Source organism: Aminobacter ciceronei (assembly GCF_014138625.1).
GTDB classification, from domain to species: Bacteria; Pseudomonadota; Alphaproteobacteria; order Rhizobiales; family Rhizobiaceae; genus Aminobacter; species Aminobacter ciceronei.
Window position 1 is genome coordinate 54,273 of record NZ_JACJHY010000022.1, and the last position, 11,568, is coordinate 65,840.

Genomic DNA, 11,568 nt, shown 5'->3' on the forward strand with positions numbered 1-11,568 from the left:
CGCCCCACCTGCCGACAACGCCGGCTAATGAACGGCTGGAAATGGAATGGACATGCCGCGCGGCTTCCTTCGCGGATGAAAACCGCGAAGATGACGGCCTCGACAGTGCAATCTCAAATTGCAGCGGCGCAAAAGCAAACGTGTGTGGACACGCAAGGCCCTAATTGGCGAGCGCCGCCTCGACCAGCTTTTTGGCGTCGGGGCTGGCCCATTCGGCGGGGCCGTTCATGTTGGCAAGCAGGCAGCCTTCGCCGTCGATCAAAAGCGTGACCGGCAGGCCGAGCGCCAGCCCTCGCTTCTTCAGATCGTTGAACACGGCGAGCGTGTTGTCGCGGTAATGGCCAAGCGAGGAGATGCCGATCTCTTCGAGGAACTTCTTCGGCTTGGTGTCGTCGCCGGTGTCGACATTGATCGCCACGACCTCGAACTCCTCGCCGCCCATCTCGCGCTCCAGAGCATCGAGCGCCGGCATCTCGGCGCGGCACGGCGCGCACCAGGTGGCCCAGAGATTGACCAGCAACGTGCGACCGGCATGGTCGGCGATGGTCATCGGCTTGCCCTCGGGATCGTTGAAGGCAAGCGTCTTCAGCGACTGCGGCGGGTCGGCCGGCATCATCGCGGCGACATGGCCGACGGCGACGGCACCCACGGCTTTGGCTCTTTCGGCCTTCGCCGCGCACAGCTTGTCGTCGGGGCTTGCAGAACTGGTGTCGGCGGCGACCGTCGGCTGCGGCGTCTTGTTGCCAGGAAGGGTCGTGCTGACATATACCGCGACCGCGCCGGCGATCACGCCCGCAACGGCGGCAATCAGTATATGGCGTGGGGCTGGAAACATTTTTCTGCGGTCCGACATCTAATCAATTTTCTCCGGAGCCCGGGTATCACGATGAGCGACAAGAAGGCCAGCAACCAGATGTGGGGCGGACGTTTTGCCTCGGGCCCGGCTGCGATCATGGAGGCGATCAACGCCTCGATCGGCTTCGACAAGAAGCTGTATGCCCAGGACATCCGAGGGTCCGTCGCCCACTCCGAGATGCTGGCGGAAACGGGCATTATTTCCGCTGGCGATCAACAGAAAATCGCTCACGGCCTGAACACGATCCTGCGAGAAATCGAGGACGGCAAGTTCGCCTTCTCGACCCGGCTCGAAGACATCCACATGAATGTCGAGTCGCGCCTTGCCGAACTGATCGGCGCCTCCGCCGGACGCCTGCACACTGCACGCTCGCGCAACGACCAGGTGGCCGTCGACTTCCGGCTCTGGGTCAAGGACGAGTTCCATCGCGTCGCCGAGGCACTGAAGGGGCTGATCGCCGCCTTCCTCGAACGTGCCGAGCAGCATGCCTCTACCGTGATGCCCGGCTTCACCCATCTTCAGACGGCGCAGCCGGTGACCTTCGGCCATCACTGCATGGCCTATGTCGAGATGTTCGCCCGTGACCTCAGCCGCGTGCGCGACGCCATCGAACGCATGAACGAGAGCCCGCTGGGTGCGGCAGCGCTTGCCGGCACCGGCTTCCCCATCGACCGCTTCAAGACTGCCAAGGCCCTCGGCTTCCGCGAACCGACGCGCAACTCGCTCGACAGCGTGTCGGACCGCGACTACGCGCTGGAGTTCCTGTCGATCGCTGCGATCTGCGCCACCCACATGTCGCGCCTCGCCGAAGAGATCGTCATCTGGTCGACGCCGCAATTCGGCTTCGTGCGCCTGTCGGATTCGTTCTCCACCGGCTCGTCGATCATGCCGCAGAAGAAGAACCCCGATGCCGCCGAGCTGGTGCGCGCCAAGACCGGCCGCGTCAACGGCCACCTGATCGGCCTCTTGACCGTCATGAAGGGCCTGCCGCTGACCTATTCCAAGGACATGCAGGAAGACAAGGAAGCGGTGTTCGACGCCGCCGAGACGCTCGACCTGATGCTGGCCGCGATGACCGGCATGGTCGGCGACATGACGATCAACGAGCAGGCGATGAAGAAGGCCGCCGGCTCGGGCTACTCGACCGCCACCGACCTAGCCGACTGGCTGGTGCGGACGCTGGGCATGCCGTTCCGCGAGGCACACCACGTCACCGGCCGTGCCGTGGCGCTGGCCGAAAGCAAGAAGGTCGGGCTCGAAAAGCTGGCACTGGAAGACCTCAAGTCGATCCATGACGGCATCACCGACGACATCTTCTCCGTGCTGTCGGTGCAGAACTCGGTGAAGAGCCGCACGTCCTTCGGTGGAACAGCACCTGCAGAGGTCAAGAAGCAGGTTCGCTATTGGAAGAAACGGCTGGCAAAAGCGTGATCTAGCCGGGGTGCAAAGCCCAAGAATCTCCGCTACAAGCAGCGGGGAAATTTTCGCGGACGGATGGAACATGACCGCTGGCAGGATTCTGGTGACGCTCGGGCTGATTGCGGCGGTTGGCATGGCTTCCGCCTGCGGCCGCAAGGGCGACCTCGACACCCCCTATGAGGCTGCCGTGCAGGCGCAGAAGGATGCCCAGAAGGCCGGCCAGCCGGCGGGCCCGGCACCGGTAAAACCGGTCGAGGACAAGCCTTTCATCCTCGACCCGCTGCTCTGAGCCGCTGTTCATTTTCGAAAGCATGCTGCCGTGAACCATTTCGACTATCGTGACGGCGTCCTCCACGCCGAAGACGTGGCGCTGACCGATATCGCCGCTGCCGTCGGCACGCCGTTCTACTGCTACTCGACCGCGACGCTGACGCGTCATTTTCAGGTCTTCTCCAAGGCCTTCGCAGATCTCGATGCGCTGGTCTGCTATGCGCTCAAGGCCAACTCGAACCAGGCCGTGCTGAGGACGCTGGCAAAGCTCGGTGCTGGCGCCGACACGGTGTCGGAAGGCGAGATGCGGCGCGCGCTGGCCGCCGGCATCCCGGCCGGGAAGATCGTCTTTTCGGGCGTTGGCAAGACGGCGCGCGAAATGGACTTCGCGCTGCAGGCCGGCATCCTGTGCTTCAACGTCGAATCCGAGCCGGAGCTCGAGCTTCTGTCGGCACGCGCTGTTGCCAACGGCAAGACCGCACCAGTGTCGCTGCGCATCAACCCTGATGTCGACGCCAAGACGCACAAGAAGATCTCGACCGGGCTTGCCGAGAACAAGTTCGGCATCCCGCGTCAGCGGGCGCGCGAAGCCTATGCCCGCGCAGCAGCCCTGCCCGGCATCAAGGTCACCGGCATCGATATGCATATCGGCAGCCAGATCACCGAGCTGCAGCCTTTCGACGACGCCTTTGCGCTGATGGCCGAGCTGGTGGAAATGCTGAAGGCGGACGGCCATGAGATCGACCATGTCGACCTCGGCGGCGGCCTGGGCATTCCTTACAAGACCGACAACAACCCGCCGCCTTTGCCCGACGCCTATGCCCAGATCGTGCACAAGCGCGTCGGCAAGCTCGGCCTCAAGGTGATGTTCGAGCCGGGCCGGCTGATCGTCGGCAATGCCGGCATCCTGGTTTCGGAAGTCATCTTCGTGAAGGAAGGCGACGCCAAGAATTTCCTCATCGTCGATGCGGCGATGAACGACCTGATCAGGCCGACGCTTTACGATGCCTATCACGACATCCGCCCGGTGGTGCAGCCGGCAGCAAACGTGCCGCGCATGACCGTCGACATCGTCGGTCCCGTCTGCGAGACCGGCGACTACCTCGGCCTCGACCGCGACCTGCCCAGGCTGAAGGCCGGCGACCTGATTGCCGTCGGCACGGCCGGCGCTTATGGCGCGGTTCAGGCAGGCACCTACAACACGCGGCTGCTGGTGCCCGAAGTTCTGGTCGACGGCGACCGTTTCCATGTCGTCCGCCAGCGCCGGACCTATGAAGAGCTGATCGGCCTCGATTCCGTGCCCGACTGGCTCGCCTGACGGCGCACCAGATTGTCAGGGTGAGCAGGGAATTCTACGGCGTTCCTTACGCCTGCCCCGGAAGTGCTGTGCGTTGAGCTTCACGATTACGTTGGTCGCCTCGCCTTCGCCGCGATTGATGGTATTCTCCCAGAGGCAGGGTGGCTGCATCCCGCGCCGCCCAAGCGGAAGGGCCGATGACGGAACCGACACGACCAGCGCTGCATCGTAGCATTGCCGCCGGCCTGGGCAGGACGCGCCTGGCCATCGCCACGGCGATGATCGTCGAGCGCGGCTGGCCGCTGGTGTTGCCGCTGATCGTTATTGCCAGCCTGTTCGTCAGTCTGTCCTGGCTCGGCCTGTTCCGGCTCCTGCCCGACATGGCGCGACTGGGGCTGGCCGTGACCTTCGTCGCAGCCGCGTTGGCCTCGCTCTATCCGCTGCGCTTTTTCCGCCTGCCGAGCTGGGCTGAGATCGACAGCCGTCTCGAACGCGCCAACCAGCTGCTGCACACGCCGGTGCAGGTCCAGACCGACAAGCCGTCGGGCAAGCCGGACAGTTTTGCCGACGCCTTGTGGCGCGAGCACCAGAAGCGCATGGCCGAACGGCTTGGCACGCTGGGCGGCGACCTGCCCCGGACGCAAGTACCCGAACGCGACCCATGGGCACTTCGCGCCGCCGCTGCCCTGTTGTTCGTTTGCGCCTTCGCATTTTCCTTCGGCCCGACCGGCGGCCGGCTGGGCGACGCCTTCCGGGCGCATGCGGCGCACGACACTGTGCCGCCGCGCATCGACGCCTGGGTGACGCCGCCGACATATACCGGCAAGGCACCGATCTTCCTGACCGCCGATGCAAGCAGGGACGTTCCTGTCATCAACGTGCCCGAGGGCAGCGAACTGTCGCTACGCGTCACCGGCGGCTCGGGCGACGAAACGCTCGCCTTCACCGATGCCGCAGGCACAGTGCGCGACATCGTACCCAATGGCGTCAACACCGACGCAGCAACGCCTGTCGCGACAGGCCCGGTTGCCACGGTCAGGCAGTTTGCCGAAAAGCTCACCGCCCAGGGTAAGCTCACGCTGAAATCCGGCGACGACGAGCTCGACAGCTGGGCCTTCACCGTCATTCCCGACAGCGCGCCGAAAATCAGCTTCGTCGGTGAGCCCAAACGCGCCGTCAACGGCACGCTGGAACTGACCTACAATATCGAGGACGACTATGGCGCGGCCTCGGCCAAGGCCGAATTCGCCCTTGCCGACGCGCAGCCGCTGGATGCACGCCCGCTCTATGGCCCGCCCGAAATGCCGCTTTCCCTGCCCCGCCGTGGTGCGACCAAAAAGCCGGTGAAGGCGACGCGCGACCTGACAGAGCATGTCTGGGCTGGTGCTTCGGTGAAGCTCACCTTGCATGTTAGCGACGATGCCGGCCAGGAAGCCAAGAGCGAAACCAAGACGATCATCCTGCCGGAAAAACCGTTCACCAACCCGCTCGCCCGGGCGGTGATCGAACAGCGGCGCCTGCTGGCGCTCGACGCCAACGCCAAGCGGCGCGTGCTTGATCTGATGGACGCGATCACACTGCGGCCCGAGGACACGATCGACAATCTCTCGCACTACCTGGCGCTGATGAGCGCCCGCTCGCGGCTCAAGATGGCCAGCTCTGACGACCAGCTGCGCGAGGTGGTCACCTATCTCTGGCAGGTGGCGCTCGGCATCGAGGACGGCGACCTGTCGGCGGCGGAAAAGCGCCTGCGCCAGGCCCAGCAGGCCTTGCAGGACGCGCTCGAACGCGGCGCCAGCGACGAAGAAATCGACAAGCTGATGGCCGAGCTGCGCGAGGCGATGAACGACTTCCTGCGCGAGTTCGCCGAACGCAACCAGCAGAACAGGACCGCGCAGGACCAGACGCCGGCCCAGGAGTTGCGCCAGAGCGACCTGCAGCGCATGCTCGACCAGATCGAGAACCTCGCCAAGTCGGGCAACCGCGACCAGGCGCGCGAGTTGCTGTCGCAGTTGCAGGACATGATGAACAACCTGCAGGCCGGCAAACGGCAGCAGGGTCAGCAGGGCCAGCAGAATTCCGAGATGCGCCAGCAGATGGACAAGCTCGGCGAGATCATGCGGCGCCAGCAGGAGATGATGAACGAGACCTTCCGCATGGACCAGATGCAGCGCGGCCAAGGCGAGCAGAGCGATCCCTTCGGCGAGAACGGCGAGCCCGGCCAGCAGCAGCAACAGGGCGAGCAAGGCCAGCAAAACAAGGGCCAGCAGGGCCGGCCGATGACGCCGCAGGAATTTGCCGACGCGATGAAGCAGCTGCAGCAGGGCCAAGGGCAGCTGGAAAAGGACCTCGAAGCGCTGATGAAGGGGCTCGAGGGCCTCGGCATCAAGCCGGGCGAAGGTTTTGGCGACGCCGGGGAATCGATGAACCAGGCCGAGGGTTCACTCGGCAAGGGCGAAAGCGAACGCGCCGTCGGCCACCAGGGCCGCGCGCTGGAAGCGCTGCGCAAGGGCGCCCAGGACATGATGCAGCAGATGCAGGCCATGCAGGGCGACCAGGGCGGCAGCGGCGAAGGCGGCCGCCAGCAGAATGCCGACCGCGACCCGCTCGGCCGGCCCCGCGCCACCACCGGTCCCGACTTCGGCGACTCGACCAAGGTGCCCGACGAGATCGACGTGCAGCGCGCCCGCCAGATCCTCGACGCCATCCGCAAGCGCCTGGGCAATGCGCTCAGCCCCGAACTGGAGCGGAGTTATCTCGAACGCTTGCTGGAGCTGCGGTAGCCGCGAGCTCACTACGTTTGTTCCTCCTGTACCGACGCACTCCGCCCCACCCCTCTCTGTCCTGCCGGACATCTCCCCCGCAAGGGGGGGAGGTTAGTCTCGTCACCGGCACTGCTCATCCTGTCACGTGGTAGCAACGGGCCGTGTGGCTGGTGGTTGGCGGTGGGGGTCGATGACGGCATGATCTCCCCCCTTGCGGGGGAGATCCGGCGGGACAGAGAGGGGTGCGAGAGGCGCGAGTTCGAAGGCGTAATGCTCAAATCGCTCACGCCTTGGCGCCGCACACCCAGCCTCAGCCGGGAACCATGCCCGCCTCCTGCGCCATCGCAAAATCCTTCTGGCTGGCGCGCTGGAAGGCGGGGCGTGCTGCCAAGCGCTCGACATAGTCCAGGAACACCGGCTTCTCGGGCAGCGTCTTCAGCACACGGATGCCGAAATTGATGCCGCCGCCGATCTGGGTGTCAGCTGCGGTGAAGCGGTCGCCTGCGATGTAGGGGCGCGAGGACAGCGTCCTTTCGAGATTGTCGACCATCTCGCTGAACGAGCCGTAGGAATAGCCGCTGCCCATGAATTCGTGACCATGCGCCTTGGCCGCCAGCACTGGGTCGAACACCGAATCGGCATAGACGAGCCAGGTCAGGTAAGGCGCGCGCAGCTTGTCGCCTATGGCAGGTGCAAGGCCGGCTTCGGGGAAGACATCACAGAGATAAGTGCAGATTGCCGCCCGCTCGGTGACCAGGATGCCATCGTGGATGATCGCCGGTACCTTCTTGTTGGGCTGGATCGAACGATACTCTTCCGGCACCCCGCCAGGTGCGCGGATATCGACCTTCTCGACCGTGTAGGGGGTGCCGAGTTCCTCAAGCAGCCAAAGCACGTTGGACGCGCGCGACCAGGGCGCGTGGTAAAAGGTGATCATAACTTCCTCCTCATTTCAGAATGCCGCCTGCATAACATTGGTCTCCTGACAGCCTTTTGTCAGGAAGCATGGCAGGATACGGCTTGTTCCCAGCGATCAGCGCCGCTGATGGAAAGCCTCGCGGATGGCGTCGGCCATGGCGTCGACGGCTTCGCTGTTGGCGCGCGGATTGCGATGCATGACGACCCTGGTCGTGTCGATCGCCCCGAATCCTTCGGCCTCCGTCAGCTCGCGGCAATCCGGTGGAATGTTGCTGCGGGCCATCGGCGCCAGCGCCAGTCCGGCGGTGACGGCAAGGGAGAGGCCGTTGGTGGTATCGCTGGTGTAGGCGAAACGGTAATCGATGCCGCGCTGCTCGAGTGAGCGAAGCGCATACTCCCGCGACCAGCCGTGGCGGGTGTACATGGCAACCGGCAGCGGCCGCTCCAGATGCAGCTGGTGGTGAATGGAGGTCACCCAGACCGTCGGGTCATTCATCAGGACTTCGGCGCCCGATGGAAATTGCCACTCGAAGACCACGGCAAGATCAAGTTCGCCGGCCGCGAGCGAAGCCAGTTGGGAGACCGAATAGCCGAACCGCACCGTCACCTCCACCTTCGAATGGCGCTTGGCAAAGGCACCCAGGGCACGCGACAGAACAGGCTGGCCATATTCCTCTGGGATGCCAATGCGGACCGGTCCGCCAAGCGGCGCCGCGCGCATCGACGACGCCGTTTCATCGAGCAGGGCAACGATGCGGCGCGCATTTCCGACGAGCTCGGTGCCGCGTTCGGTCAGGGCGACGCCGCGCGCGCCGCGCGTGAACAGCACCTCGCCGACGACCTCCTCGAGGCGCTTGATCTGCATGCTGACCGCGGACTGGGTGCGCCCGACACCTTCGGCCGCGCGGGTGAAATTGCCGCTCTCGGCAACCGCGAGGAAGGTGCGCAGCAGGTCGCTGTCGAGGCGTGCGGTCATGAAAACGTTTTCAGCCATAAGAAATTCTAATGGCTGCCATCATTCCAATTCGTTTGCATCGTGTCAAACGGCGGGGAATAGTCCCGCTACCCATTGGAAGGTGGTCGCAAGAGATGCGGCTGCGGACTGGTAATACCGTCCTCACTTTCACCCGCCGCAATCTTGCCGGCGGGTATTTTTTTGGGGCAGCTGTGCGCCAGTCGCTGTCGCCGCTGGCCCAACAGGAGGCGCCGACAAGCGCTCTCGTTCCGCCCGATCTCAAGGTACAAATATCGGGACGACCTCTTAGCCAGGCACTCCTGCACCATGCACAACAGAACGCTTCTCGGCATCCTCTGCCTTTGCCTGGGCGTGCTGGTGTTTTCGATCCAGGACGCGCTGATCAAGGCCGTGGCCGGCACCTATCCGGTCAGCGAAGCGCTGCTGATCCGCGCCGTGGTGGCGTTGCCGATCCTGCTCCTGCTGGTGCATCGCGATGTCGGGCTTCCGGCACTCGCCTCGCCCAACTGGCGCTTCCTCGCAACGCGCTCGACGATCCTGTTCGTGTCTTACTGCGCCTACTACCTGGCGATACCGGCGCTGCCGATCGCCGATGCGGCGGCGCTCTTCTTCCTGACGCCATTGCTGATCATGACCATGGCCGGTCCCTATCTCGGCGAACCGGTGCCGTGGCAGAGCCTTGCCGCCGGCACGGTCGGGCTTTTCGGTGTGGTCATCATGGTCAATCCCGGCGCCGGCATCTTCGAATGGGCGGCCTTGCTGTCGCTCGCCTCGGCGTTTCTCTACAGCTTCTCGCAGCTGATGGCGCGCAAGGTCGGCGTGACGGAAAGTGCGACGACAATGGCCTTCTACCAGAACGCCGCCTATCTCTTCGGCGCCGTGCTGATCACCACGATCTTCTCGGCCGCCGGCTTCCAGCAGACAGGCCATCCCAGCCTCGATTTTTTGATGCGGCCATGGATCTGGCCGAGCCTGCGCGACTTCCTGATGATGGGCGCCTGCGGCATCATTGCCGCTGTCGGCATGGTGCTGCTTGGCCAAGCCTATCGGCTGACGCCCGCCAACAAGGCGGCGACTTTCGAATACACCGGGCTGTTGTGGGCACCGCTGTGGGGCTTCCTGTTATTCGCCGAGGTGCCCGGAACCGGCACGGTGATCGGCGCGCTGCTGATCGTCGGCGCCGGTATATTCGCGCTGAATGTCGGGACGCGGACGCCTCAGGCGGCGCCGGCGAGCGCCACTGCCGACTGAGCAGCCAGCGCCCGCGAAACGCGGTCACGAATGTCGTTGAGCGTGAACGGCTTCTGCACCACATCGATGATGATGGCGTCGAGTTCCTCTGCGCGCTCGCGCTGGTCGGCATAGCCGGTCATCAGCAGGATCGGCAGCCCGGGATAGGCGCGTGCTGCATTCTGCGCCATCTCGATGCCGTCCATCTCCGGCATGCGGATGTCGGAGACGATCAGGTCGTACCCGCCGCGCTCTGCGTGAATGGAGTCGAGCCCTTCGGCGCCATCGCAAGCGACGTCGACCTTGTGGCCGGCGCGTTCGAGCGCGCGGGCTGCGAGAGTGCGGACGGACTCATCGTCCTCAACGATCAGAAGTTTTGCCATGGCGGCGATATTTGCCGCGACTGGTTGACGATTCCTGAATGCCGCAAAATTTGTGATTAGCGGCTGATCAGTCTTCGCCCTTGACCACTCCGACGAAGGGCAGCTCGCGGAAGGCGTGCGCCACATCCATGCCATAGCCGACGACGAAATAGTCGGGACAGTCGAAGCCGACATAATCGGCATTGAGGTCGGTCTTGCGGCGCATGCGCTTGTCGAGCAGCACAGCGATCGAGCAGCTCTTGGCGCCGCGCGACATCATCAGCTCGCGGGTGAACTTCAGCGTCTTGCCCGATTCGAGAATGTCGTCGATCAGCAGGACGTCGCGGCCGGCAACCTCGTTGTCGATGTCACGCAGCACGCGGACCTCGCCGCTCGTGGTGCCGGCACCATAGCTTGAAATGAAGATGAACTCGACCTCCGGCGACAGGCCGACGTCGTGCATGGCGCGGATCAGGTCGGCGGCGAAGATGAACGAACCCTTCAGCACCGAGATGACCAGAAGGTCAGTGTAGTCGTGCGCCGCGATATCCTTGGCGAGTTCGAGATTGCGCCGTGCGATCGCCGAGGCGGAGAACAGCACTTCGATTTCCTTGTCGCGCACAACAGGCATGACAGCATCCTATTCCGAGAAAGCGACCCTGACGGTCTTTACCCCGTTCATAGGCACGTCGAGCCGGCTCGAAAAGTCCCATCTTGCGCCGGCTGCCACCGGAACCGTGCCTGTCCCCAGCCTGTAACGCAGGACTTTACCGTCTTCGCCGGTGACGGCGATGACGATCGGCGGCAGCGATACCGCCCTGTTTCCGTCGTTGAAAGCGGTGCCGTCGACGAGCAGAAGCGGCTTTCGGCCGGAGCTGTCGATGCGCGAAACGACGTCGGCGAGGCGCAGCTTCGGCGCCTGCCATGACAGCGGAAACGCCGCAGCATGCAGCACCTGGTGTCCGCCGGCGACCCAAAACGCCATTGCCACCAAGGAGATACAGGAGAGCCAGAAGATCGGCCCGCCGCGCGTCGGCCGGGCGTCCAGCCGCGAATGCGCTGGCCTGAGCATCTCCATTCCGCCCCGATTGGCTGGCTGAGTGGCGAGGACAGGCTGGACGGCGGATGATTCGTTTCGGCGATCGGCGCGAGCCACGACTTCGAAATCGGCGTCGACAATGTCCAAGGCAGGCGCGCGCTGGGGTTGGGCGGATGTGTCGCGGCCGTCATCGGTCATGATTTCGCCGGAAACCGGGCGTGCTTTCCGCTGCTCAGCCATCAGACCCCTTAGACATTCTGCCGAGAGGGGGTAAACGGAAATGGTTAATGCTTCGCCACCGAGGTGCTTCGGCGCCCCATTCCGGACGGAAATTAACCGTCTCTTAACCATGCGGACCCATGGTCGTTTCGTAGAAACGGGCAGCCAGGGTCCCGATGAATCTCCGTGGATTCGCAAGTTCCCAGGGTTTCGTAAG

General features: G+C 64.2%; 11 protein-coding genes. 5 read left to right on the forward strand and 6 right to left on the reverse strand.

Annotation, left to right across the window (positions count from 1 at the left end; genetic code table 11):
* Positions 1-160: 160 nt before the first annotated feature.
* Complete coding sequence (tlpA, locus tag HNQ95_RS21330; RefSeq protein WP_182575178.1) at positions 161-853, reverse strand: thiol:disulfide interchange protein TlpA; 693 nt, start codon at positions 851-853, stop codon at positions 161-163.
* A gap of 33 nt (positions 854-886) precedes the next feature.
* Here tlpA and argH point away from each other — a divergent pair, with 33 nt between their 5' ends.
* The 4 genes from argH (at position 887) to HNQ95_RS21350 (ending at position 6,625) form a co-directional block, all read left to right on the forward strand.
* Positions 887-2,287 carry an argininosuccinate lyase gene (gene argH, locus HNQ95_RS21335; RefSeq protein WP_067957685.1) on the forward strand — a complete coding sequence of 467 codons (1,401 nt, stop codon included), beginning with the start codon at positions 887-889 and terminating at the stop codon, positions 2,285-2,287.
* A 70-nt stretch (positions 2,288-2,357) separates the two neighbouring features.
* A complete protein-coding gene (locus tag HNQ95_RS21340) occupies positions 2,358-2,564 on the forward strand; it encodes a lipoprotein (protein ID WP_154386139.1) in 207 nt (68 codons plus the stop codon).
* 30 nt (positions 2,565-2,594) lie between these two features.
* Positions 2,595-3,863 (forward strand): diaminopimelate decarboxylase, encoded by a 1,269-nt coding sequence (gene lysA, locus HNQ95_RS21345; RefSeq protein WP_182575177.1) that lies wholly within the window; start codon positions 2,595-2,597, stop codon positions 3,861-3,863.
* A gap of 176 nt (positions 3,864-4,039) precedes the next feature.
* The gene (locus HNQ95_RS21350) at positions 4,040-6,625 is read left to right on the forward strand and encodes a TIGR02302 family protein (protein ID WP_182575176.1); all 2,586 of its coding nucleotides are present in this window, start codon (positions 4,040-4,042) and stop codon (positions 6,623-6,625) included.
* A 292-nt stretch (positions 6,626-6,917) separates the two neighbouring features.
* Here HNQ95_RS21350 and HNQ95_RS21355 read toward each other — a convergent pair whose 3' ends face one another.
* On the reverse strand, positions 6,918-7,544 hold the full coding sequence (locus tag HNQ95_RS21355; RefSeq protein WP_067957674.1) for a glutathione S-transferase family protein: 627 nt from the start codon (positions 7,542-7,544) through the stop codon (positions 6,918-6,920).
* A 96-nt stretch (positions 7,545-7,640) separates the two neighbouring features.
* A complete protein-coding gene (locus HNQ95_RS21360) occupies positions 7,641-8,501 on the reverse strand; it encodes a LysR substrate-binding domain-containing protein (RefSeq protein WP_067966130.1) in 861 nt (286 codons plus the stop codon).
* A gap of 306 nt (positions 8,502-8,807) precedes the next feature.
* Between HNQ95_RS21360 and HNQ95_RS21365 the strand changes: the two genes are divergently transcribed.
* Entirely contained in the window at positions 8,808-9,752 is a 945-nt protein-coding gene (locus tag HNQ95_RS21365) for a DMT family transporter (RefSeq protein ID WP_154386136.1), read from the forward strand.
* Here HNQ95_RS21365 and HNQ95_RS21370 read toward each other — a convergent pair.
* From HNQ95_RS21370 to HNQ95_RS21380, 3 genes are all read right to left on the reverse strand, one after another.
* Positions 9,719-10,114 (reverse strand): response regulator, encoded by a 396-nt coding sequence (locus HNQ95_RS21370; RefSeq protein WP_067957668.1) that lies wholly within the window; start codon positions 10,112-10,114, stop codon positions 9,719-9,721. The genes HNQ95_RS21365 and HNQ95_RS21370 overlap by 34 nt on opposite strands.
* 67 nt (positions 10,115-10,181) lie before the next feature.
* Positions 10,182-10,724 (reverse strand): hypoxanthine phosphoribosyltransferase, encoded by a 543-nt coding sequence (hpt, locus tag HNQ95_RS21375; protein WP_067957665.1) that lies wholly within the window; start codon positions 10,722-10,724, stop codon positions 10,182-10,184.
* A gap of 9 nt (positions 10,725-10,733) precedes the next feature.
* On the reverse strand, positions 10,734-11,483 hold the full coding sequence (locus tag HNQ95_RS21380) for a hypothetical protein (RefSeq protein ID WP_154386134.1): 750 nt from the start codon (positions 11,481-11,483) through the stop codon (positions 10,734-10,736).
* Between the last annotated feature and the right edge of the window lie 85 nt (positions 11,484-11,568).

Excerpts from the sequence above, each read along its gene's own strand:
- tlpA (WP_182575178.1), bottom strand. The coding sequence starts at position 853 with ATGTCGGACCGCAGAAAAATGTTTCCAGCCCCACGCCATATACTGATT.
- argH (WP_067957685.1), top strand. The coding sequence starts at position 887 with ATGAGCGACAAGAAGGCCAGCAACCAGATGTGGGGCGGACGTTTTGCC.
- HNQ95_RS21340 (WP_154386139.1), top strand. The coding sequence starts at position 2,358 with ATGACCGCTGGCAGGATTCTGGTGACGCTCGGGCTGATTGCGGCGGTT.
- HNQ95_RS21350 (WP_182575176.1), top strand. The coding sequence starts at position 4,040 with ATGACGGAACCGACACGACCAGCGCTGCATCGTAGCATTGCCGCCGGC.
- HNQ95_RS21355 (WP_067957674.1), bottom strand. The coding sequence starts at position 7,544 with ATGATCACCTTTTACCACGCGCCCTGGTCGCGCGCGTCCAACGTGCTT.
- HNQ95_RS21360 (WP_067966130.1), bottom strand. The coding sequence starts at position 8,501 with ATGACCGCACGCCTCGACAGCGACCTGCTGCGCACCTTCCTCGCGGTT.
- HNQ95_RS21365 (WP_154386136.1), top strand. The coding sequence starts at position 8,808 with ATGCACAACAGAACGCTTCTCGGCATCCTCTGCCTTTGCCTGGGCGTG.
- HNQ95_RS21370 (WP_067957668.1), bottom strand. The coding sequence starts at position 10,114 with ATGGCAAAACTTCTGATCGTTGAGGACGATGAGTCCGTCCGCACTCTC.
- hpt (WP_067957665.1), bottom strand. The coding sequence starts at position 10,724 with ATGCCTGTTGTGCGCGACAAGGAAATCGAAGTGCTGTTCTCCGCCTCG.
- HNQ95_RS21380 (WP_154386134.1), bottom strand. The coding sequence starts at position 11,483 with ATGGTTAAGAGACGGTTAATTTCCGTCCGGAATGGGGCGCCGAAGCAC.